19 protein-coding genes are annotated in these 22,678 nt (G+C 57.6%); 7 read left to right on the forward strand and 12 right to left on the reverse strand.

Annotated elements, in window-relative coordinates:
* Positions 1-14: 14 nt before the first annotated feature.
* From HZ995_RS15620 to HZ995_RS15635, 4 genes are all read right to left on the reverse strand, one after another.
* Positions 15-1,619 (reverse strand): carboxyl transferase domain-containing protein, encoded by a 1,605-nt coding sequence (locus tag HZ995_RS15620; RefSeq protein WP_209356573.1) that lies wholly within the window; start codon positions 1,617-1,619, stop codon positions 15-17.
* Positions 1,619-2,779, reverse strand: a complete 1,161-nt coding sequence (locus tag HZ995_RS15625) for an isovaleryl-CoA dehydrogenase (protein WP_209356574.1) — start codon at positions 2,777-2,779, stop codon at positions 1,619-1,621. Before HZ995_RS15625 ends, HZ995_RS15620 begins: the two co-directional genes overlap by 1 nt.
* Before the next feature lie 240 nt (positions 2,780-3,019).
* Positions 3,020-4,213 (reverse strand): DegT/DnrJ/EryC1/StrS family aminotransferase, encoded by a 1,194-nt coding sequence (locus HZ995_RS15630; protein ID WP_209356575.1) that lies wholly within the window; start codon positions 4,211-4,213, stop codon positions 3,020-3,022.
* A 41-nt stretch (positions 4,214-4,254) separates the two neighbouring features.
* The gene (locus tag HZ995_RS15635) at positions 4,255-4,926 is read right to left on the reverse strand and encodes an HAD-IA family hydrolase (RefSeq protein WP_209356576.1); all 672 of its coding nucleotides are present in this window, start codon (positions 4,924-4,926) and stop codon (positions 4,255-4,257) included.
* Positions 4,927-5,070: 144 nt separating this feature from the next.
* On the opposite strand from HZ995_RS15635, the gene glmU reads away from it, so the two are divergent.
* The 7 genes from glmU (at position 5,071) to HZ995_RS15670 (ending at position 12,443) form a co-directional block, all read left to right on the forward strand.
* Positions 5,071-6,426 carry a bifunctional UDP-N-acetylglucosamine diphosphorylase/glucosamine-1-phosphate N-acetyltransferase GlmU gene (glmU, locus tag HZ995_RS15640; protein WP_209356577.1) on the forward strand — a complete coding sequence of 452 codons (1,356 nt, stop codon included), beginning with the start codon at positions 5,071-5,073 and terminating at the stop codon, positions 6,424-6,426.
* On the forward strand, positions 6,426-8,246 hold the full coding sequence (gene glmS, locus HZ995_RS15645; protein ID WP_209356578.1) for a glutamine--fructose-6-phosphate transaminase (isomerizing): 1,821 nt from the start codon (positions 6,426-6,428) through the stop codon (positions 8,244-8,246). Before glmU ends, glmS begins: the two co-directional genes overlap by 1 nt.
* Positions 8,247-8,303: 57 nt before the next feature.
* Positions 8,304-8,858 carry a peroxiredoxin gene (locus HZ995_RS15650; protein ID WP_209356579.1) on the forward strand — a complete coding sequence of 185 codons (555 nt, stop codon included), beginning with the start codon at positions 8,304-8,306 and terminating at the stop codon, positions 8,856-8,858.
* Positions 8,859-8,860: 2 nt separating this feature from the next.
* A complete protein-coding gene (locus HZ995_RS15655) occupies positions 8,861-9,403 on the forward strand; it encodes a pyridoxamine 5'-phosphate oxidase family protein (RefSeq protein WP_209356580.1) in 543 nt (180 codons plus the stop codon).
* Positions 9,400-10,080: a DNA alkylation repair protein gene (locus tag HZ995_RS15660; protein ID WP_209356581.1), complete on the forward strand. Its 681-nt coding sequence runs from the start codon at positions 9,400-9,402 to the stop codon at positions 10,078-10,080. The genes HZ995_RS15655 and HZ995_RS15660 overlap by 4 nt, the downstream gene beginning before the upstream one ends.
* 63 nt (positions 10,081-10,143) lie before the next feature.
* Positions 10,144-11,148 (forward strand): GTP 3',8-cyclase MoaA, encoded by a 1,005-nt coding sequence (gene moaA / locus HZ995_RS15665; RefSeq protein ID WP_209356582.1) that lies wholly within the window; start codon positions 10,144-10,146, stop codon positions 11,146-11,148.
* Positions 11,145-12,443, forward strand: a complete 1,299-nt coding sequence (locus HZ995_RS15670; protein ID WP_209356583.1) for a 3-deoxy-D-manno-octulosonic acid transferase — start codon at positions 11,145-11,147, stop codon at positions 12,441-12,443. The genes moaA and HZ995_RS15670 overlap by 4 nt, the downstream gene beginning before the upstream one ends.
* Here the strand turns inward: HZ995_RS15670 and HZ995_RS15675 are convergent.
* From HZ995_RS15675 to HZ995_RS15710, 8 genes are all read right to left on the reverse strand, one after another.
* Positions 12,440-13,717: a DUF3422 family protein gene (locus tag HZ995_RS15675; protein WP_209356584.1), complete on the reverse strand. Its 1,278-nt coding sequence runs from the start codon at positions 13,715-13,717 to the stop codon at positions 12,440-12,442. The genes HZ995_RS15670 and HZ995_RS15675 overlap by 4 nt on opposite strands.
* A 214-nt stretch (positions 13,718-13,931) precedes the next feature.
* Entirely contained in the window at positions 13,932-15,365 is a 1,434-nt protein-coding gene (locus HZ995_RS15680) for an NAD(P)(+) transhydrogenase (Re/Si-specific) subunit beta (RefSeq protein ID WP_209356585.1), read from the reverse strand.
* A gap of 13 nt (positions 15,366-15,378) precedes the next feature.
* Positions 15,379-16,950 carry a Re/Si-specific NAD(P)(+) transhydrogenase subunit alpha gene (locus HZ995_RS15685; protein ID WP_209356586.1) on the reverse strand — a complete coding sequence of 524 codons (1,572 nt, stop codon included), beginning with the start codon at positions 16,948-16,950 and terminating at the stop codon, positions 15,379-15,381.
* Between the two features lie 343 nt (positions 16,951-17,293).
* Complete coding sequence (locus tag HZ995_RS15690; RefSeq protein WP_209356587.1) at positions 17,294-17,887, reverse strand: TetR/AcrR family transcriptional regulator; 594 nt, start codon at positions 17,885-17,887, stop codon at positions 17,294-17,296.
* A gap of 97 nt (positions 17,888-17,984) precedes the next feature.
* Positions 17,985-18,764 (reverse strand): gamma-glutamyl-gamma-aminobutyrate hydrolase family protein, encoded by a 780-nt coding sequence (locus HZ995_RS15695; RefSeq protein ID WP_209356588.1) that lies wholly within the window; start codon positions 18,762-18,764, stop codon positions 17,985-17,987.
* A 122-nt stretch (positions 18,765-18,886) separates the two neighbouring features.
* The gene (locus HZ995_RS15700; protein WP_209356589.1) at positions 18,887-19,315 is read right to left on the reverse strand and encodes a GlcG/HbpS family heme-binding protein; all 429 of its coding nucleotides are present in this window, start codon (positions 19,313-19,315) and stop codon (positions 18,887-18,889) included.
* A 45-nt stretch (positions 19,316-19,360) separates the two neighbouring features.
* Positions 19,361-20,401: an agmatine deiminase family protein gene (locus HZ995_RS15705; RefSeq protein WP_245168689.1), complete on the reverse strand. Its 1,041-nt coding sequence runs from the start codon at positions 20,399-20,401 to the stop codon at positions 19,361-19,363.
* A 48-nt stretch (positions 20,402-20,449) separates the two neighbouring features.
* Complete coding sequence (locus HZ995_RS15710) at positions 20,450-22,591, reverse strand: malate synthase G (RefSeq protein WP_209356591.1); 2,142 nt, start codon at positions 22,589-22,591, stop codon at positions 20,450-20,452.
* Positions 22,592-22,678 lie beyond the last annotated feature (87 nt).

Below are 22,678 nucleotides of genomic sequence, written 5' to 3' on the forward strand. Positions count from 1 at the left end.
GGGGGCAGCGCCCCTTACATCCGGAACACACCAAACTTCGTCTCTTCAATCGGCGCACAAAGCGCCGCCGACAGGCTCATCGCCAAAACATCGCGGCTCTTGCGCGGATCAATGATCCCATCATCCCACATGCGCGCCGAGGCATAGAGCGGGTGGCCCTGCGCCTCAAACATATCAATCGTAGGCTGTTTGAATTCGGCTTCCTCTGCCTCAGACCAGCTTCCGCCTGACCGCTCAATAGCCTCTCGCTTCACGGTGGCCAGAACCCCCGCCGCCTGAGGCCCACCCATCACGGAAATCCGCGAATTCGGCCAGCTCCACAAGAAGCGCGGAGAATACGCCCGCCCCGACATCCCATAGTTGCCAGCCCCAAAAGAGCCCCCAACCAGCATCGTCACCTTAGGCACGTTGGTGGTCGCCACAGCCGTCACCATCTTGGCCCCATGGCGCGCAATACCTTCGTTCTCGTATTTCCGCCCGACCATAAAGCCCGTGATATTCTGCAGAAACACCAGTGGTATATTGCGTTGGCTGCACAGCTCGACGAAATGCGCACCCTTCTGCGCGCTTTCTGAAAACAGCACCCCATTATTGGCAACAATCCCAACAGGGCATCCTTTCACATGCGCAAAGCCCGTCACCAAAGTCTCGCCAAAGCGCGGCTTGAACTCATCAAAGCGCGAGCCGTCGACCAGACGCGCGATCACTTCGCGAATGTCATAGGGCTGACGCAGGTCGGTGGGCACCACACCCAAGATCTCAGCAGGATCATAAGCAGGCTCCTCTGAGCTCTGCCAAGCCACGGTCTTGGGCTTTTCAATATTCAGATTACCCACAGCCCTGCGCGCCAAAGCCAAAGCATGGGCATCATCCTCTGCCAGATAATCCGCAACGCCAGAGAGCCGTGTATGCACGTCCCCGCCGCCCAGATCCTCGGCACTCACCACCTCACCCGTCGCGGCTTTCACCAAAGGCGGCCCCGCAAGGAAAATCGTTCCCTGCTCTTTCACAATGATCGAGACATCCGACATCGCAGGCACATAAGCGCCGCCCGCCGTACAAGAGCCCATAACGACCGCAATCTGAGCAATCCCCTTAGCGCTCATCCGCGCCTGATTGTAAAAGATCCGCCCAAAGTGATCGCGGTCGGGGAAAACCTCATCCTGATTGGGCAGGTTCGCCCCACCACTGTCCACCAAATAGATGCAAGGCAGACGACATTCCTCGGCAATCTCCTGCGCCCGCAGATGTTTCTTAACCGTCATCGGATAATAGGTGCCGCCCTTCACAGTGGCATCATTACAGACCACCATGACCTCATGGCCCATCACGCGGCCCACACCGGCAATAGCTCCAGCGCAAGGTGCCGCACCATCATACATCCCATGCGCCGCCGTCGCCCCGACCTCCAGAAACGGAGACCCCGGATCCAGCAAATTCGCAACCCGCTCACGTGGCAGCATCTTGCCTCGGCTCAGATGACGCTGACGGGATTTCTCACCACCGCCCAAGGCCGCCGCTGCCGCTACATCATTAATCTCTTTGAGTGCCGCCAGATGCCCTTCGACATTGGCCTTAAAGCCCTCAGAGCTTGGAATTGCAGAAGACGAGAGCTTCATCACATCTTCCCCATCAACTCGCGGCCAATCAGCATCCGGCGGATTTCAGACGTGCCAGCCCCGATCTCCATCAGCTTCGCATCACGGAATATCCGGCTCACGGGCGTTTCATTCATGAACCCCATGCCGCCCATGGCCTGCACCGCCTGATGCGCAACCTTCATGGCCTCCTCAGAGGCATAGAGAACACAAGCCGCCGCATCCTGCCGCGTGACCTCGCCTCGATCGCAGGCCTTGGCGACCTCATAGACATAGGCGCGCGAGGAATTCATCGCCGTGTACATATCGGCGATCTTGCCCTGCATTAGTTGGAAGTCGCCCAGAGACTTCCCGAACTGCTTGCGCTCTTTCAAATAGGGCATCACCTCATCCAAACAGGCCGCCATAATCCCTGTGCCAATGCCCGACAGCACCACCCGTTCATAATCCAGCCCTGACATCAGCACCTGAACGCCTTTACCTTCTTCGCCCAGGACATTCTCAAAGGGCACCTCAACGTCCTCAAAGATCAGCTCGGCCGTATTGGACCCGCGCATCCCCAGCTTGTCGAAATGCTTGGAGGTCGAGAAGCCCTTCATCTCTTTCTCAATCAGAAAGGCGGTCATCCCGCGCGACCCGGCATCGGGGTCCGTCTTGGCGTAAACCACCAGAGTATCTGCGTCCGGCCCATTGGTGATCCAGAACTTATTGCCATTCAGCACATAGCGGTCATTGCGCTTCTCGGCCCGCAGCTTCATCGACACCACATCTGAACCCGCGCTCGTCTCTGACATTGCCAACGCGCCAACATGCTCGCCGGAAATCAGCCGTGGCAGATACTTCGTCCGCTGCTCATCGGTGCCGTTGAGCTTAATCTGATTCACACAGAGGTTGCTATGTGCCCCATAGGACAAAGACACCGAGGCCGAGGCCCGCGCGATCTCTTCCACCACGATCACATGCGCCAAATAACTCATGCCAGCGCCGCCGTATTGCTCATCCACCGTGACGCCCAGCAACCCAAGCTCGCCCATTTCGCGCCAGAGTTCATTGGGAAAGGCGTTGCTCGCATCAATCTCGGCAGCCAAAGGCTTCACCCGCTCCTGCGCCCATCGGTGGGTCACCTCGCGGATCGCCTCGATATCCTCGGGCATGTCAAACTTCATCGTGTGCAAAAACATGGGCTGATCCATTTATTGAACATTTGTTCATTTATAACCACAAGACAAACACTCTGACAAGCGCGCCGCAAATGTTGCGACGCGACGTCCTAAAGCGTTTCGCGATAAACTTGGCGCTCAAGTTTGACGCGAAACGCTCGTAACCTATTGATTTTGTGAACGTTTCCCAATCAACCTGAGTCTGAGGTTAATCGCGAAACGCTTTGTCTTTCTCTTGCCAAAAATATCTGCGCCGCAGGCTTATCCCGCCTGAAACACCGCGCTGACCTCTGCCTTGATGATCCGCGCAATCAAGGCACAATCCTCTTCGCTAAAGGTCAAAGGAATACGCATATCGATAATGCCATCCAAAACCCGATCCGTGCGCGTCATCGGCTCTGACGGCGCATATCGCCAGGAATCATAGCGCGAGGTAAAGGCGACAGGCTCACGCCCACCGAACCACTTGAGCTCAACCCCACGCGCCTTACAGCGGTCTATGACCTCATTCACTTTGTCCGCCGTCCAATCGAGTAGTAGAAACTGGATCGACGAGCCAACGAAATATTCCTCTTCCGGCCGCTCTACGATTGTCAGCCCAGGAGTCTCGCGCAGCCCCGCCTCAACCACCTTATAGCGCGCATTCCAGCGCTCGGCCTGCTCGGGCAAGGCCTGCAGTTGAGGCCGCAAGATCGCAGCTCTCAGATGATCCATTCGGCCCGAAACATTCGGCGTCGTGTATTTGACCTTTTCAAAGACCTCAGCAGGCGGCACCGCCCCGTGGCGCTCATAGAGCATGTAAGACCCGCTCAGGATCGTCGCCCGCGCCATCAGGTCGGCATCATCTGACACCAGCAAACCACCCTCGCCGGAGTTGGCGTGCTTATAGGTCTGCGTGGAGTAGCACGCCATATCGCCCCAAAGCCCAGACGCTTTACCGCGCCAAGAGGCCCCCATCGTATGTGCGCAATCTTCAATGACGCGGATCTTCTTGGCCGCGCAGATCTCCATCAAAGCATCCATGTCACAGAGATGCCCGCGCATGTGGCTCAACATCAGCACATCAGCCTGATCTGCTTTCGCCGCTAAGTCCTCAAGATCAATGACCAATTCCTCGGTGACGCCCACAAAGACCGGCACCGCCCCAACAGAGGCAATCGCACCCGGCACAGGCGCCAGCGTAAAGGCATTGGTCAGAACCTTATCGCCTGGACCGACCTCCATCGCGCGTAAGGCTGCGCCCATGGCATAGCCACCAGAGGCCACCGCCAGACAATAGCTCACCCCAAGCTGCGCCGCGAATTCTTGCTCAAGCAGCGAAACCTCACCCAGCTCGCCCTCGGCCACATTGTAACGATGCAGCCGCCCGCTTTGCAGCACAGCCATCGCGGCGTCGATCCCTTCTTGAGGGATCGGTTCTTGTTGGGTGAAATTGCCGGTAAAGATCTCTGTCATGGCGTCACTTTTTCAAGGCATGCGCGGATTGGCAAGAGGCGTTACGCCGTACCGATCAAGCGCTCTACGATCTCGGGCAGCTCTGCGTAATCAGACATCAGCGCCTCCGGTGCAAGTGCAGCCATATCCTCGCCGCTCGGCCCAAAAGTCACGAGGATCGAAGGCACGCCCGCAGCCTTGGCTGTATTTCGATCCGTATCGCTGTCGCCCACCAATACCGTATGCGGCATCTCTCCACCCAGCCGCGCAACGGTTTCCACCAAGGGGGCCGGATCAGGCTTGCGCACGGGCAGCGTATCTGCTCCCACAAGCGCCTCAAATGCATCCCGCACGCCCAGTTCTTTCAGCAACTGATCCGCCAGACCCTCGGGCTTATTGGTGCAAATCCCGACGCCATAGCCTTGCGACTTCAGCGCTTCGATTGTTTCCATCGCGCCGGGGTAAATCCAGCTATGCTCGCAAATTGTCTCACCATAGGCTTTCAGCAGCACTGGGTAGTACGCCTCTACCGTTTCAAGGCTGTAACGATCCGTGCGCTCAAGGCCCACGGTCAACATCCGCTTACCACCCCGCAACGCAACACCCGCATCGCGACCTACAGAAAGAACATCCCCTAACCCCATGTCGCGAAAGCAATAATTCGCTGCAGCCAAAAGGTCGCCGCTAGTGTCCGCCAGCGTCCCATCCAGATCGAAAACAACGGTTTTGCGCATAGCTGCCCCCTCAATCGGCCCAAAGCGCGGCGGTTTTCTGCCAAGCCCTGTTACAAGTCGCAAACATCTTTGATGCTTTCCCCACTTGCACGACCCCCGCACTCGGATAAAACGAGCGGGTTAGAAATACAAAGAGAAATCTTAATGTCTATTGCACTGGTCATCCTTGCCGCTGGGAAAGGCACTCGGATGAACTCGGATCTCCCGAAAGTCTTGCATCAGATTGCGGGCGCGCCCTTGCTGGTGCACGCCATGAAATCCGGGGCGTCGCTCTCGCCTGAGAAAACCGTTGTGGTCGCGGGGCACGGGTTTGAGGCGGTGAAGAAAGCCGCTCAAGACTGGGACGAAGTCGCCGAGGTCGTGCATCAGGAAGAGCAGAACGGCACGGGCCACGCCGTCATGGTCACGCGCGCGGCACTGGCGGGCTTTGATGGCGACGTCATGGTGCTCTATGGCGATACGCCCTTTGTGCAGCCTGAGACGCTGGAGCGCATGGTCGATGCGCGCGGAGACCACGCGATTGTCGTACTGGGGTTCAACGACGATACCTCTGAAAAATACGGCCGTCTGGTCATGGAGGGCAAGACGCTCACCGCAATCACCGAATACAAAGACGCAGATGACGCCACCCGCGCGATTGATTTTATGAACAGCGGTGTGATGCTGATCAAAGGCGATGTACTGTTTGATCTGCTGGATGAGACGAATTCTGAAAACGCCTCTGGCGAATACTACCTCACCGATATCGTTGAAGTTGCCCGCGACAAGGGCCTGACCTCCACCGCGATCTCTTGTGATGTCGCGGAAACCATGGGCGTCAATTCCCGCGCACATCTGGCCGAGGCGGAAGCCGCTTTTCAAGCGCGCGCCCGTGCCGAGGCCATGGAGGACGGGGTGACTTTGGTCGACCCCTCAACTGTCTTTCTGGCCCATGATACGGTTATTGGGCGCGATACAGTCATTGAACCCAATGTCTTCTTCGGCCCCGAAGTCACCGTGGAATCCGGCGCTCATATCCGCGCCTTCAGCCATCTTGAGGGCGCGCATGTCTCGCGCGGCGGAGTCATTGGCCCCTATGCGCGCTTGCGCCCCGGCGCGGAACTCGCTGAAGACGTCAAGATCGGCAACTTCGTCGAGGTCAAGAACGCGCAGATCGATGAGGGTGCGAAGGTCAATCACCTCTCTTATGTGGGTGACGCCCATGTGGGCGAAAAGGCCAATATCGGAGCGGGCACGATCACCTGCAACTACGATGGCGTGATGAAGCACAAAACCACCATCGGCAAAAACGCCTTTATTGGATCAAACACGATGCTGGTGGCCCCCGTCACTGTCGGAGACGAGGCAATGACGGCCTCTGGATCCGTTATCACCAAAAACGTAGGCGACGGCGCCTTGGCACTGGCCCGCGCCGAACAAATTGAAAAACCCGGCATGGCCCGCAAGCTTTTTGAGATGCTGCGCGCCAAGAAAGCCAAACTTTCTAAGGACAAATCATAATGTGTGGGATCGTTGGCGTTCTGGGGCATCACGAAGCCGCCCCAATTCTGGTCGAGGCGCTGAAACGCCTTGAATATCGCGGCTATGACAGCGCAGGCATCGCAACCGTCAAAGATGGCGCGCTGGATCGCCGTCGCGCGGTGGGCAAGCTGGTGAACCTCTCGGACCTTTTGGTGCATGAACCATTGGCGGGTAAATCCGGCATCGGCCATACCCGTTGGGCCACGCACGGCGCGCCATCGGTCTATAACTGTCACCCGCATCAGGCGGGCCCCGTCGCTGTTGTCCACAACGGTATCATCGAGAACTTTCGCGAGCTGCGCGAAGAGCTTTCCGCCGCAGGCTATGGCTTCACCACGGAAACCGACACTGAAACCATCGCCCTGCTGACGCAGATGTACATGGACGCAGGCGACGCGCCTGTAGACGCAGCCCACAAGACGCTCGCGAAGCTGGATGGTGCCTTCGCGCTTGCCTTCCTTTTCGAAGGCGAAGAGGATCTGATCGTCGCGGCCCGCAAAGGCTCGCCCCTGGCCATCGGTCACGGCGACGGAGAGATGTTTGTCGGCTCTGACGCGATTGCACTTGCGCCTCTGACCGATGAAATCACCTACCTTGAAGAAGGCGACAGCGCGGTCCTCACCCGCACCTCGTTAGAGATCCGCAACGAAGCCGGAGACCTTGCCAATCGCGCCAAAAAGAAAATCGCCATCGACTCAGCCCAGGTCGATAAGGGCGGCTATAAACACTTTATGGCCAAGGAGATCGCCGAGCAGCCGACCGTCATCGGCGAGGCGATCAGCCATTACCTGACGCAAGACGGAACGGATATCGCTCTGCCTGCAGAGATCGACTTCACCAAAATCGACCGCCTGACCATGGTGGCCTGCGGCACGGCATTCTATGCCTGTATGACCGCCAAATATTGGTTTGAACAATTGGCGCAGTTGCCGGTCGAGATCGACGTGGCCTCGGAATTCCGCTACCGCGATCCGGTGATCACCAAGGGCACCGCAGCCCTTTTCGTCAGCCAATCCGGCGAGACCGCCGACACGCTCGCAGCACTGCGCTATTGCGAGGGCAAGGCCGAACAGATTCTGTCGGTCGTCAACGTCGCAACCAGCTCGATCGCGCGGGAATCTGACGTTGCCCTACCGATCCTTGCAGGCACCGAAATCGGCGTGGCCTCGACCAAAGCCTTCACCTGCCAATTGACCGTTCTGCTGATCCTCGCGCTGAAGGCCGCCAAGGACCGCGGCACCATCGAGGACGCGCGCTACCAAGAACTCTTGACCGAACTGCGCGCCTTGCCCGGCATCATGAACCATGCGCTGACCATCGAAGCAGTCACAGAAAAGATCTCGCGCAAGCTGGCCGAGGCCCGCGACATCCTGTTTTTGGGCCGTGGCGTGATGTATCCACTCGCGCACGAAGGCGCGCTTAAACTGAAAGAAATCAGCTATATACACGCCGAAGCTTATGCATCCGGAGAGCTGAAACACGGCCCCATCGCCCTAATCGACAAGAAGGTTCCCGTGGTGGTTTTAGCCCCGCGCGACGGGCTCTTTGATAAGACGGTCTCCAATATGCAAGAGGTCATGGCCCGTAACGGGAAAGTGCTCTTGGTGTCGGATTCCAAAGGCCTGATGGAAGGTGGCGAAGGCACATGGGAGGCCATCGCCATGCCCGATGCAGATCCTGTCCTGACCCCGATCCTCTATGCGATCCCGGCCCAGCTTTTGGCCTATCACACGGCCGTGTCCAAAGGCACCGACGTGGACCAGCCGCGCAACTTGGCGAAATCGGTGACGGTGGAATAGGCTTTACGGCGCGCAGGCAATGCGTAGTCTGGCGAGGACATGACCAAGGAGAGCTTGATGTCCTCTTACGAAACCTTGCCAGACAATCTTCCCACGCCCGAGGATGACGGCGCCTGCGCGCATCTGGAAGGCATGCCCTTGCCTGATCTGGACTTGCCGACCACCGGCGGCGGATCGGTCAACCTCTCTAAACTGCCGCGCAAAACAGTGGTCTATTGCTATCCCATGACCGGCGTGCCCGGCGTCGCACTGCCTGACGGCTGGGACGAGATCCCTGGCGCGCGGGGCTGCACGCCGCAATCCTGTTCTTTTCGCGATCACAACGCTGAAATAAACGCGCTTGGGGCCGATGTCTTTGGTCTCAGCACGCAGGACAAGGCCTATCAGGAAGAAATGGCGGAACGGCTCCACCTGCCCTTCCCCGTGATCAGCGACGCTGGGTTCGCTTTGATAGAAGCGTTGAACCTGCCGACCTTCGAAGCCGACGGTAAACGCCTCACCAAACGTGTGACGTTCATCATCGATGGCGGCAATATCACCGCCGTTCACTATCCGGTATTCCCCAGCCACTCTGACCCGGATTGGGTCATGGCGCAGTTGAAAGAGACCTAGCCATGGGCACGCAGTATCCAGAACTCAGCGATGCGCATATCAAGTTCATCGGCCAGCAGCACATTTTCTTTGTCGGTTCCGCTGCCACAGATGGGCGGGTGAATATTTCTCCCAAAGGCATGGACAGCCTGCGCGTTTTGACCCCAAACCACATCATCTGGCGCAACATGACCGGAAGCGGCAATGAAACCGCAGGTCATCTGGCTGAGGTCAATCGGATCACGCTCATGTGGTGCGGATTTGAGAAACTGCCGATGATCCTGCGGGCCTATGGTACGGCGCGGACCTTGCACCCAAGGGATGCAGAGTTTGACGGTTTCAACGCCGATTTCCCGCCCTCTCCCGGCGCACGTCAAATCTATGATGTGACCATAGAAATGGTACAGAAATCATGCGGTTACGCGGTGCCCTTCATGAACTTTGCGGGCGATCGAGATGTCTTGAAAAAATGGGCCGAGGACAAAGGCCCAGACGGCGTTCAAACCTATTGGGAAAAGCGCAATCAGCAGACCATCGATGGCAAACCCACAGGGATCATCACGTGACCATAGACGAGGCAATCGCCGAGCTACGCGCGCATATCGAACCCGGTCGCGCCGAGGGCATGGCCGCCTATCACAAACAGACCCGCGAGGTCTGGGGCATCCCAAACCCCGCGACCAATGACGTCACCAAAGGCTGGCGACAGCGATTGACGGTCGAGGAACGGGTGCAGCTCGCCTCGGATCTTTGGCAGACCGATATCTTTGAAGCACGGCTTGCCGCCGCCAAAGTCCTGACCCAAGCGCGCATCAAACCTGATGACACGGGCGCGTGGGATCTGATCCAAAGCTGGGTGCCCGATTTTGACAGCTGGGCCATCGCCGATCACGCCTGTATGGCCGGCCAAAAGCGCCTTGTGGCCGACCCCACCCGCGTGGATCAGGTCGAGGCCTGGACGCAGTCAGACCACATGTGGACCCGCCGCGCGGCGCTGGTGATCACCCTACCCTGGACCAAACAGAACTTCCCGAAACCTGCCGAACTAGAGACCCGCGACCGCGTGCTTGGCTGGGCCGCAGGCTACGCCTCCGACCATGATTGGTTCATCCAAAAGGCGGTGGCCTGGTGGGTCCGTGACCTCTCAAGACACGATGCCGCCCGCAGCCGCGCCTTCCTCGACACCCATGGCGAGAAAATGAAACCCTGGGCGCGCAAAGAAGCCGCACGTCATATGTCCTAAATCACGCGTCACGCGTCGGTGAAGCCCCTTGCAGCGCCAAGGGCTTAGGCATAGTTTGCAGGCATGATAGCTCCGCTTATTGACCCATTCATGCGCCCGATCACCTATCTGCGTGTCTCTGTGACCGACAGATGTGATTTCCGCTGTGTCTATTGCATGGCCGAGGACATGACCTTTCTGCCCAAGCGCGACTTGCTGACGCTTGAGGAGTTGGACCGCATGTGTTCGGCCTTTGTCGATCTGGGGGTCGAGAAACTGCGGATCACCGGTGGCGAGCCTTTGGTGCGCCGCGATATCATGACGTTCTTTAAGGGCATGTCGCGCCATCTGGACAACGGCGCTCTGAAAGAGCTGACGCTGACCACGAACGGCAGCCAGTTGCACCGTTTTGCGGATAAGCTGGCGTCTTATGGCGTCAAACGGATCAACATCTCGCTTGATACCATCGTGCCCGATAAATTCGCGGCCATCACCCGCTGGGGCAAGCTCGACAACGTGTTGCGCGGCATCGATGCGGCACAGAATGCGGGCATGCGGGTCAAGATCAACGCCGTCGCTCTGAAGGATTTCAACGACAGCGAGCTTTTCACGATCACCGAATGGTGCAAGAGCCGCGATATGGATCTGACCTGGATCGAAGTCATGCCAATGGGCGACCTCGGCAATGAAGACCGTCTGGGCCAATATTGGTCACTCGAAGACCTACGTGGCCAGCTTGCCCAGCAATATTCGCTGACAGAGCTCTCGGAACGCACCGGAGGCCCTGCCCGCTATGTGCGCCTTGAAGAAACTGGCCAAAAGATCGGCTTTATCACTCCTCTGACCCATAATTTCTGCGAAAGCTGCAATCGCGTGCGCCTGACCTGTACGGGTCAGCTCTATATGTGCCTCGGTCAAGAAGACATGGTCGATCTGCGCGCACCGCTGCGAGCGTCGGAAAGCAACGGTCCGGTCAGCGAGGCCATCCGTGATGCGATCAGCAAAAAGCCAAAGGGCCATGATTTCGACTATTCCCGTCAACGCATCGACGGTCAGATGTCGCGCCACATGAGCCACACCGGCGGATGAAGACGGACCAAGAGGCCGCGCCGCTCCCGACGCTCTACCGGCTCTACACGGTGGGCGCGCAAATGGCGTCACCGATCCTGGATCGTATGCAGCGCAAGAAGCTGCAGAAGGCAGGTATTCCGAATGCCCGCCTGAACGAGCGCGCGGGCTTTGCCAGCATCGAACGCCCATTGGGTCGGCTTTTGTGGATCCACGCGGTGTCCGTCGGGGAAACCCTGTCGATTTTGGACGTTCTAAAAGAGCTGCGCGCACAGGCGCCTCGGATGACCGTGCTTTTGACGACCACGACCACCACCGCGGCCGAACTCGCGGCAAAACGGCTGCCTGAAGGCTGCATCCACCAATTCGCGCCGCTCGACACTCCAGCGGCCACCAAACGCTTTCTGGAACATTGGCAGCCTGACCTCGTGACATTTGTCGAAAGCGAAATCTGGCCGCATCAGATCGTGAGCGTGCACGACGCCGAAATTCCTCTGGCGCTGATCAATGCACGGCTCTCGGCAAAATCCCTTGCGTCATGGGCCAAACGGAGCGACCTCGCGCGGGCGCTGTTTGGGCGGTTTACTTTGATGCTCTGTCAGACCGATCCGGTGCGCGACGGCCTGCGGGTCTTTGTGCAAGAGCCGTGGAAAGTGGTGACTTCAGGAGACCTCAAGAAATCCTCAGATCCCCTGCCCGTTGATGATCTGGAAAAGGCCCGACTGGCCCGCGCAATTGGCGACCGCCCGTTTTGGCTCGCTAGCTCCACCCATGAGGGTGAAGAAGAATTGATGAGCGAGGCCCATCGGCAGTTCGTGTCGCAGCATGAAAACGGTTTGATGATCCTTCTGCCTCGCCATCCTGAACGCGGCCCAGAACTGGCTGAAATGCTACGCGCAGAAGGCTGGCCCCTCGCGCAACGCAGCAAGGGCGAGCCCATTACTGACGATACTCAGATCTATCTGGCCGATACGTTAGGCGAGACGGGTCTGTTTTACAGCCTCACGGATCTGGTTTTCGTGGGTGGCTCTTTTGTGCCTGTCGGCGGGCATAACCCTTACGAGCCCGCCCATATGGGCTGCGCCATCCTGCACGGCCCGCTTTATGCGAATTTCGCACAGGCCTATGCGGATATGGCCGAGCAAGAAGCGAGCCTTGAGGTCGCGGATGCGGACGCTCTAGGCCAAGCGCTCTGTGACCTCTGGGGCGATGATGAAGTCGAGCTTTTGCAGGCCAATGCCAAGTTCTACATCGAAGCAAGCCGCAATATCCGCAAGGATGTGGCAGGCCATCTGCTGGCGCTGATTGATACCTAGTGCAGCCGTGATTTGATCCGGCGGATAAGATACCAGACCAAGCCGATCACCGGCAGGGTCAGCCCCGCGATCAGCACGCTTTTAGATACCCCAAAGACGCCAGCCAGCGGCATGAACAAATAGCCCGCGAGTGACACCGCGTAGTAACTGATGGCGACCACCGAGAGCCCCTCAACCGTTTCTTGCAGGCGCAACGCAAGATGCGCGCGTTTGTCCATGCTGGCTAAAAGCTCTTGGTTCTGCTCCGAGCGCGCCACATCGACCTTTGTCCGCAACAACTCACTGGCGCGGATGGATCGGTCTGCCAGTTGATTAAGCCGGTCTTGCGAGGCTTCAATCGTGCGCATCGCAGGATCAAAGCGGCGCATCATGAACTCACCAAAGCTCTGACGCGCCATGAAAGGCGTCTCGCGCAGGACGTCGATCCGCTGCTTCACAATCGCGGAATAGGCCTTGGTCGCACCAAACCGATAGGACGAGCGGGCAATCGCGGCCTCAAGCTCCTGAGAGATACTGAGCAGGCCATCCAGCGTCTTCTCCGCCTCGGCATTGCCTGTCATGTCATCCATGAGCCGCGTCAGCTCGACCTCAATCTGGCCTGTCCGCCCTGCCATATCCCGCGCACGAAAGAACCCGAGCATCGACATGGCTTTGTAGGTCTCGATCTCGCAGATCCGCTGGGTGACCCGCCCGATCCGTCCAGGACCGCAGTCCTTTTTGGGAAAGATCGCAAAGCGCAAGTGGCCGGCGGGATCGACACGGAAATCGCCAGCAACGACGGCGGATTCATCCAGAACAAAGCTGCAGGCCATGCTTTCCGGCACGAACCATTCACGCATGTTATTCAGAACATCCTCATCCTTGCCCTTTTCCTCAACGCGAATAAGCGCAGAGGTCACGCGCACGCCGGGTGCCTCTTGCAGCCAGTCATGCGGGAACACCTCAAAGGCAGCAGGGTCAAATGGGCGATCCGTCAGGCCTTCGGAAAAGATCGTATAAGTGACGAACTCAGTATGTTGCTCCCACTTTATATTATGCTTGCCGATGGTGCCGGAATAATGCGTGGCCCCCGGTTGCGGATGTGGCGCGCCATAGCGGTCCAGCAGAGCGATCAAATGCGCCAGATCCCCATCGCGATCCCGCCCTGCGGCTTGATCTTCTTTCTTGATCGCCAGGAACGCAACGGTCGCCGGAGCGTTGAAAGACGGGAACGGGCGCGCATGCAGCTCGTTGGCGAGCTTAAATCGCAGGGGGTGATCAGTGATTGGGGTCATGCGCGGTCTCCGTTTGAACGCAACATGGCTGAAATGCCCCAAAAGGTCAATATTTTGTTTTAATTCAATAGCTTACCAGAATGCAATGGTATACACATGCCCCGCAGCCGGAAACTTTCAAAGTTTCCGGAATCGATTTCTTTGAAAGAAATCGGTCACTTGCAGCAAAAAGGGCGCCCCGTTGGACGCCCTTTTCTAAGTTATCTTTGATCGCTTACTGGATCATAGTCAGCAGCGTGTCGAGGGACGCTTTCGCGTCGCCATAGAACATGCGTGTGTTTTCCTTGTAGAACAGCGGGTTTTCGATACCGGAATACCCGGTGCCCTGACCACGCTTGGAGACAAACACCTGCTTGGCTTTCCAGCATTCCAGAACCGGCATGCCTGCGATTGGCGAGTTTGGATCCTCTTGCGCCGCTGGGTTCACGATGTCGTTGGAACCAATGACAATCGCCACGTCGGTCTCTGGGAAATCATCATTGATCTCGTCCATCTCCATCACGATGTCATAAGGAACCTTCGCTTCGGCTAAGAGCACGTTCATGTGGCCCGGCAGACGCCCCGCAACAGGGTGGATCGCAAAGCGCACCTCTTTGCCCTTAGCACGCAGTCGACGGGTCAGCTCCGCCACGTTCTGCTGAGCTTGCGCCACCGCCATGCCGTAGCCCGGGATGATAATCACAGAGTCTGCTTCATCCAGCGCGGTCGCCACGCCTTCGGCGTCTATCGCGATCTGCTCGCCTTCGACTTCCATCGCAGGACCGGCCGCGCCACCAAAGCCGCCGAGGATCACGCTCACGAAAGAACGGTTCATCGCCTTACACATGATATAGCTGAGGATCGCACCAGAGGAGCCCACCAGCGCGCCCACAACGATCAGAAGGTCGTTGCCAAGGGAGAAGCCAATCGCTGCGGCTGCCCAACCAGAGTAGCTGTTCAGCATAGACACAACGACCGGCATATCCGCGCCACCGATGCCCATGATCAGGTGATAGCCGATAAACAGCGCCATCAGGGTCAGGATATAAAGCGGCAGAACGTTGCCGGAGTTCAGATACATGATCAGCGCGATCACAGAGATCGCCGCCGCCGCTGCATTTAGGATATGACCACCGGGCAGTTTTGTTGCAGCAGAGGTCACACGACCAGAGAGCTTACCATAGGCAATCACCGAGCCCGTAAAGGTCACAGCACCGATCCAGATCCCCAAGGCTGCTTCGACCCGCAGGATATTGATCTCGACCGCGTCTTTCTTGGCCAGCAGCGCGGCAAACCCCTCAAGGGATTTCTTTTCAGCCGCATCCATGCCCATGACATTGATCAGCTCGAAATGCGCGTTAAAGCCCACAAAGACTGCCGCCAGACCGACCAGCGCGTGCATACCCGCCACCAGTTCTGGCATCTGGGTCATCTCGACCTTGGACGCCAGCTGATAGCCAATCAGACCACCCGCCGCGATCAGAACGACCGACAGCCACCAAAGGCCTGCGCCCGGGCCGATCAGTGTTGCGAAGACCGCCAGCGCCATGCCGACAATGCCATACCATACCGCGCGTTTCGCGCTTTCTTGTCCGCTCAGACCACCCAAGGACAGGATGAAGAGAACGGCTGCGACCACGTAAGCCGCTGTAGTGAAACCGAATTCCATTGATCTCTACTCCTTAGGATTTCTGGAACATGGCGAGCATGCGCCGTGTCACGAGGAAGCCGCCAAAGATGTTGATCCCGGCCATAAAGACCGAAGCGGCGGCAAGGATGATCACCAACCCCGAGCTTGAGCCGATTTGCATCAGCGCACCCAGAATGATGATCGAAGAGATCGCGTTGGTCACAGCCATCAGAGGCGTGTGCAGGGAATGCGAGACGTTCCAGATGACCTGAAAGCCGACAAAGACCGCCAGAACAAAGACGATGAAGTGCTGCATAAAGCTTGCAGGCGCCACAAGGCCCACGCCCAGCATCAGCGCGCCACCGACAGCCAACAGTGTGACCTGCTGTTTGGTCTGCGCTTTAAACGCAGCCGCCTCTTCGGCTTTGATCTCTTCTGGGGTCTTTTCTTTGACCTCAGGCTTCTTCTGCGCCGCAATCGCAGCCACTTTTGGCGGTGGCGGCGGGAAGGTGATCTCGCCTTCAAAGGTCACGGTCGCGCCGCGGATCACGTCGTCTTCCATGTTGTGATTGACTTGACCGTCCTTCTCAGGGGTCAGGTCAGCCATCATGTGACGGATGTTGGTCGCGTACAAAGTCGAGGACTGAGCCGCCATGCGCGATGGGAAGTCGGTATAGCCGATGATGGTCACGCCATTGTCGGTTACGATCTTCTCGTCAGCGACGGTCAGCTTACAGTTGCCGCCCTTCTCGGCTGCTAGGTCGACGATCACAGAGCCGGGCTTCATCGCGGCAACCATGTCTTCGGTCCACAGCTCTGGGGCTTCACGGTTCGGGATCAGCGCGGTGGTGATCACGATGTCAACTTCTGGCGCGAGTTCGCGGAACTTCGCCAGCTGCGCTTCGCGGAATTCAGGAGAGGACACAGAGGCATAACCGCCAGTGGCCGCGCCGTCCTGCTGTTCTTCTTCGAAATCCAGATAGACGAACTCAGCGCCCATGGATTCAACCTGCTCGGCCACTTCTGGACGCACGTCAAACGCATAGGTGATCGCACCCAGCGATGTAGATGTGCCGATCGCGGCAAGGCCCGCAACACCCGCACCCACAACCAGAACCTTCGCCGGAGGCACTTTGCCCGCCGCGGTGATCTGACCTGTGAAGAAACGACCAAAGTTGTTCCCCGCTTCGATAACAGCACGGTAGCCCGCGATATTTGCCATCGAAGACAGCGCGTCCATCTTCTGAGCACGCGAAATCCGTGGTACCATTTCCATGGCGATCACATTCGCGCCTTTGGATTTCGCCAGCTCCATACCCGCTTCATTGGCGGCAGGATTAAAGAAGGAAATCAGCGTCTTGCCTTTGGTCAGACGCTTAAGCTCTACTTCTTCAGGCTGGCGGACTTTGGCGACGATATCGCAGGCCTTCCACAGTGCCGCTGCAGTGCCGATGACCTCGACACCTGCCTCTTTATAAGCGTCATCGGAAAAACCAGCCGCAGCGCCGGCCCCTTTCTCAATCGCGCACTCATAACCCAATTTGATCAGCTGCAAAGCTGACGCCGGCGTCATCGCAACACGCGACTCCCCCGCAAAGATCTCCTTCGGAGTTCCGATTTTCACGTCTAATGTCTCCTCACCTAACGGTGTTTATGCTTCTCAACCCAAGAACCGAGATCCGTTTACTTGCAAAACCCCTGTCTCACAAGGCTTTGACGGACCTATAGGGAGTAATACGCATGTGAGCGCTAAACTACGCATGCGACATTTCACCCGCAGGACACGACAAAAATCTAAGGTTTCAGGGTCACGTTCCCACTTCGATTGCTAATATATGAAAATCTTTAGGCCACATAGCGTAATATTTGCACTTGCAGAACGACGTCACGGCAATTACGCTGCGATGCAGCAATTTTCTAGCATATTCACCCAACGTAAACTTGGGATTGCGTGAGGAATTGTTGGGCTATGCCGTCAGCGATGCTGCCAACATACGCGCAAGCACGTCGCGGCGGTTGTCAAAACCTGCATAATCAGATTGACCGGCCTTCAACCCATAAAGAGCAAGGCCCATGATGTCGGCCACAACCGCCGCATCGCTGCCATAGGCTTCCAAACTAAGACGTTTAGCGCTCGCTTCGCGCTGCAACCAATCCGCATAAACTTTGGCGACTTTTTCCTGTCCGGTTTTTGCTTCGGCATGGCTGGCTGAATTATGTGTATCCAACAATTCGTCGCCATGCGGGGATTCCAGCAAGAGTTTAAACGTCTCACCAGCATGTTCAGCAAAAGCCGCGGTTAAAAGATCAGCAACCGACCCTTCTTGCGAAAACGCCTCTTCGACCTTGCTGGCGACGCTGTCGTAGTAAGCCACGGTCATGGACCTTTGGATGTCTTCTTTATTGCGAAAATGCAGATAAAGCGCGGCGCGCGACATGCCGGCGGCTTTGGCGATATCCTCCATAGAGGTTCGCCGGAACCCATAGGCGCGAAAGGTTTCGAAGGCCGCCATCATGATGGCCTCGGTCTTGCTGTCTTTTTGTGTCACTGTATCGGCCACTGGCTGCCCCTGACATTTCTGTCAGATAATGTTATTCATACATATGACACAAATCTACAGCCTATTTGATTAAATTCAAGTGACCGCAGATGCCAAACTAGGCAGATTTTAGCAATGTCGTCGCTTGCTTATCGTTTGACCAGGCATGAACGGCTTGCCCAAAGGCCTCAAACAACGGCCGACTGACCGGATCCGCTGCGGCGTTGTACTCGGGGTGCCACTGCACGGCGAGCGTAAAGCCCGGCGCATCAGAGACATAGATCGCCTCGGGCGTCCCATCTGGCGCATGGCCGTCGATCACCAAACGCGGACCAGCGGTTTTGATCCCCTGCCCGTGCAGCGTATTCGTCATGACCTTCTGCGCGCCCATCACCCGATGAAACACGCCGCCTTCCTGGAAGGTGACTTCATGGCGCAACGCGAATTTCTCTTCGAGCGTGCCGTCAGGGGGCATGCGGTGATTGTCGCGCCCGGGGAGGTCTCGGATTTCGGGATAAAGCGATCCGCCCATGGCGACATTCACCTCTTGGAAGCCACGGCAGATGCCAAGGATCGGCTGCCCTGCTTCGACGCAAGAGCGGATCAACTCTAACGCAACTTCGTCACGCGCACGGTCAAATTCGCCATGTGCTTCGGTAGCGGCTTCGCCATATTCTTCGGGATGCACGTTAGGGCGTCCACCCGTGAACAGAAACCCGTCACAGGCGTCCATCAACTCGGGCACGCTGACAAATCGAGGGTCTGACGGGATGATCAGTGGCATGCAGCCCGCCACATCCGTGACGGCTGTCGAATTCATCGTTCCCGCGGCATGGACGGGATATTGATCGTTCATCAGATAGGCATTGCCAATGATACCAACGATGGGGCGCGCCATGTTCAGCCTCTTATTGCTTCTGAAAAGATACGCTACACGAAATTTTCCGAAACCCAACGTCTCGATTCACATAACGTGGCTGTGCATCAGCACACAGAAGCCAAATGGCGCACTTTTGGGCGTTAGCCTTCGCCGGTGAGGCCCGCTGACGCGATACCCGCCAATCCAGCCTCGGCATCATTGTCCGAGGTGTCTCCGGTCACACCGACCGCGCCAATCACGCTGCCTTTTTTGTCACGCACCAGAATGCCACCAGGCACGGGCACAACCTGACCACCATAGACACCGTTTACAGCGGCCATGAAATAGGCCTGCTGTTCGGCCCGCGCCATCTGGGCAGACCCGGACATCCCCAACATAACCGCGCCATAGGCCTTGCCATGGGCGATTGCGAAACGGCCGGGTGCCGCGCCGTCTTCTTTTTCAAAGGCGATCACATGGCCGCCCGCGTCCAGCACGACGACGGACAGAGGCTTAAGCTCCATCTCGCGGCCTTTTTCCAAGGATTTGCGAATGATCGTGCGCGCCTTGCGCAATGAGATTTCAGCCATTTAAGCCCCCTAGGTCCAGTCTTACTCGATTTCGTAAACCAACGGTTAAACCGCTGGCAGCTGTTGTGTGGCGCAGTGAATGCCGCCGCCGATTTCGCCAAGCGCATCCACATTCAGAGCGACAATCTCGCGCCCCGGATAGTGCCGTGCCATGGCTTTTGCGGCCTCTTTGTCGGCCGCCCTATCTCCGAATTGCGCCATGATCACCGCACCATTGCATGCATAGTAATTGGCGTAAGACGCCACAAAGTCCAGTGCTTCAACCCGGCGGCGAATTGGCTCGGGGATGACGTCAACCCTAAGGCCTGCTGAGCGGAGCGCTGCGAGCGTTTCTTCAGCCGCAAGATGAAAAGGATCCGCCGGATCAACCTCTTGCGGCATGTTCACAAGCACGCGCCCAGCGCCAGTGAATCGCGCGAGGCTGTCGATGTGATAATCGGTGATGTCCTCGCCATAGACACCCTCGGACCAGATCATGCGGTCCGCGCCATAGGCATCGAGCAATCCATTTTCGATCTCTTGACGCGACAGGCCCGGATTGCGATTCCTATTCACCCAAGAGCTTTCATGCGCCATGAGCAGCCCATGGCCATCGTGTTCCACGCCTCCGCATTCGCCGACAATACCCGAGGGGACAAGATCAAAGCCCAGCGCGTCGGCCACACGTTCCGCCACCCGCGCATCATGGCGATCACGTTGTTTACCGCCCCAGCCGTTGAACTGAATATGGCTGACCACACGCTGAGTGCCGCGAAAGGCCGTCAGAGGGCCTGAGTCCCGTGCCCAGAGGTCTTCGGTCGGGATATCCCAGAGCTCCACCCGATCCGACAACAGTTTACGCGCCGCGCGGTGCTGGCTTTTGTCGGCCAGCATCACCACCGGTTCGAAATCGGCAATTGCATTGGCAATCCGCGCGATGGTGCTCTGCACATCTGCCAGCCACCAGCGATCATCATAGACCGCACGACTGTTGGGCCATTGCATAAAGGTCAGCTCATGTGGCCCCTCTTCGGGCGGAACATAGAGGCCTTGGGTCGCGAGTGCATGGGTTCCAGTCAGCGCAAGCCCCCCGGCTGTCAATTTCATAAAGTCTCGACGTGAGCGCATACAGCCTCCGAGATACAATATGCCCCTTTATGCCGAAGCTTTCAGCTCGAGTCGACGGGCATGCAGGACAGGCTCGGTATAGCCTGACGGCTGCACACGGCCTTTGAAGACCAGATCACAGGCGGCCTGGAAGGCAATGCCAGCGAAACTCGGAGCCATTGGCGCGTAAAGCGGGTCGCCTGCGTTCTGACCATCCACGACGGCAGCCATCTTTTGCATGGACGCCATGACCTCGGCCTCAGACACAACGCCATTGTGGATCCAGTTCGCCAGATGCTGCGCCGAGATCCGGCAGGTCGCGCGGTCTTCCATCAGACCGATGTCATTGATGTCAGGCACTTTGGAACAGCCAACCCCCTGATCCACCCAGCGCACCACATAGCCAAGGATGCCCTGACAGTTGTTATCAACCTCATTGGCGATTTCCTCGGGCGACCAATTCGCGCCTTTGGCCAGAGGGATCTGCATGATGTCCTCACGCGCGGCGCGGCGACCGCCCTCTTTGAGGCCGTTCTGAACGCTCATGACGTCGACCTTATGGTAATGCAGCGCATGGAGCGTCGCCGCTGTCGGGCTTGGCACCCAAGCGCAAGTCGCACCGGACTGCGGGTGGCCGATCTTTTGATCGAGCATCGCCTCCATCATGTCAGGCATGGCCCACATGCCCTTACCGATCTGCGCTTTGCCCTGCAGGCCGCATTCCAGACCGATATCGACGTTCAGCGCCTCATAGGCCGCGATCCAGCCTTCTTTCTTGATATCATCCTTACGCAGGAAGGCGCCTGCCTCCATCGAGGTGTGGATCTCGTCGCCTGTGCGATCAAGGAAGCCAGTGTTGATAAAGGCCACACGCGATTTCGCGGCGCGGATACATTCCTTAAGGTTCAGCGATGTGCGACGCTCTTCATCCATGATACCGATCTTGACAGTATTGGCGGGCAAGCCCAGCGCCTCTTCGACGTGGTTAAAGATGCGGTTGGTGAAAGCGACCTCTTCGGGGCCGTGCATCTTGGGCTTCACGATATAAACAGAGCCATGCACCGAGTTGCCGCTTTCCCGCGCCAAATCGTGCTTAGACACCAGAACCGTGGTCATGGCGTCCATCAGGCCTTCCATGATCTCATTGCCGTCTTTGTCCAGGATCGTGGGGTTGCTCATCAAATGTCCCACGTTGCGGATCCACAAAAGCGCGCGACCCTTCAGAACACGCTCTTTGCCTGCAGGCGTTTTGAACGTCACATCCTCGTTCAGCTTCCGCGTGACCGTCTTGCCGCCCTTCTCAAAGCTCTCTTGCAGATCGCCCTTCATGAGGCCCAGCCAGTTGCGATAGGCCAGCACCTTGTCCTCTGCATCCACGCAGGCGACCGAGTCCTCACAGTCCATGATCGCAGACATAGCGGCCTCGACAATCACATCGGCAATGCCCGCGGGATCGTCTTTGCCAATTGGGTGGCTTGGATTGATGATGACACGGATATGCAGGCCGTTTTTGACGAAAAGCAGCTCTGTCAGATCCTCGGTGATGCCGACAAACTGCTGCACCCTTTCCAGATTGGCGATCGTGTCGCCAAGACGCACAACAAACTGACCGTCTTGGAAATCGAAACCGGTGACATCGGCCCATTTGGCGTCTTTCAATGGCACGGCCTCATCCAGATGTGCCTTGGCAAAAGCAACCACCTCGGCCCCGCGTGCCGCGTCATAGCCACCCGCCGACGGCGTCGTGCCCATCGCATCCGTGCCATAGAGCGCATCATACAAAGACCCCCAACGCGCGTTTGCCGCGTTCAGCGCATAGCGGGCGTTGGTGATCGGCACCACAAGCTGAGGCCCCGGCACCCAAGCGATCTCGGGATCGACATTCGCGGTGTCGATCTGGAAATCTTCGCCTTCAGGCAGCAGGTAGCCGATCTCTTCGAGGAAGGCTTTATAGGTGTCGAAATCAAAAGCCTGGCCCTTGTTAGACATGTGCCAAGCGTCAATTTTCGACTGAATATCCTCACGCTTTTGCAAAAGCGCGCGATTTTCGGGACCAAAGTCATGCACCAGCGTGCTGAGGCCCGCCCAAAAGGCGTCAGCCGTCACTCCAGAGCCGGGAAGCGCCTCATTCTCAATGAAATCAACATATTCCGCAGCAACCTGCAGGCCGTTTTTGTTGATGCGTGTCATGGCGTGTCCCTCCAAAATGCGTCTTAAGACCCGAAATTCGGTCCGATTTTCCATTTACCTAGTCTGATTTCCGAACACCATCAACCG

It is taken from the genome of Cognatishimia activa, assembly GCF_017798205.1.
Lineage (GTDB): Bacteria > Pseudomonadota > Alphaproteobacteria > Rhodobacterales > Rhodobacteraceae > Cognatishimia > Cognatishimia activa_A.

Coding starts and splice junctions, on each gene's coding strand:
- glmU (WP_209356577.1), top strand. CDS start 5,071: ATGTCTATTGCACTGGTCATCCTTGCCGCTGGGAAAGGCACTCGGATG.
- HZ995_RS15635 (WP_209356576.1), bottom strand. CDS start 4,926: ATGCGCAAAACCGTTGTTTTCGATCTGGATGGGACGCTGGCGGACACT.
- HZ995_RS15680 (WP_209356585.1), bottom strand. CDS start 15,365: ATGGAATTCGGTTTCACTACAGCGGCTTACGTGGTCGCAGCCGTTCTC.
- HZ995_RS15620 (WP_209356573.1), bottom strand. CDS start 1,619: ATGAAGCTCTCGTCTTCTGCAATTCCAAGCTCTGAGGGCTTTAAGGCC.
- moaA (WP_209356582.1), top strand. CDS start 10,144: ATGATAGCTCCGCTTATTGACCCATTCATGCGCCCGATCACCTATCTG.
- HZ995_RS15655 (WP_209356580.1), top strand. CDS start 8,861: ATGGGCACGCAGTATCCAGAACTCAGCGATGCGCATATCAAGTTCATC.
- HZ995_RS15705 (WP_245168689.1), bottom strand. CDS start 20,401: ATGAAATTGACAGCCGGGGGGCTTGCGCTGACTGGAACCCATGCACTC.
- HZ995_RS15695 (WP_209356588.1), bottom strand. CDS start 18,764: ATGGCGCGCCCCATCGTTGGTATCATTGGCAATGCCTATCTGATGAAC.
- HZ995_RS15710 (WP_209356591.1), bottom strand. CDS start 22,591: ATGACACGCATCAACAAAAACGGCCTGCAGGTTGCTGCGGAATATGTT.
- HZ995_RS15630 (WP_209356575.1), bottom strand. CDS start 4,213: ATGACAGAGATCTTTACCGGCAATTTCACCCAACAAGAACCGATCCCT.
- HZ995_RS15675 (WP_209356584.1), bottom strand. CDS start 13,717: ATGACCCCAATCACTGATCACCCCCTGCGATTTAAGCTCGCCAACGAG.
- HZ995_RS15700 (WP_209356589.1), bottom strand. CDS start 19,315: ATGGCTGAAATCTCATTGCGCAAGGCGCGCACGATCATTCGCAAATCC.
- HZ995_RS15670 (WP_209356583.1), top strand. CDS start 11,145: ATGAAGACGGACCAAGAGGCCGCGCCGCTCCCGACGCTCTACCGGCTC.
- HZ995_RS15650 (WP_209356579.1), top strand. CDS start 8,304: ATGTCCTCTTACGAAACCTTGCCAGACAATCTTCCCACGCCCGAGGAT.
- HZ995_RS15625 (WP_209356574.1), bottom strand. CDS start 2,779: ATGTTTTTGCACACGATGAAGTTTGACATGCCCGAGGATATCGAGGCG.
- glmS (WP_209356578.1), top strand. CDS start 6,426: ATGTGTGGGATCGTTGGCGTTCTGGGGCATCACGAAGCCGCCCCAATT.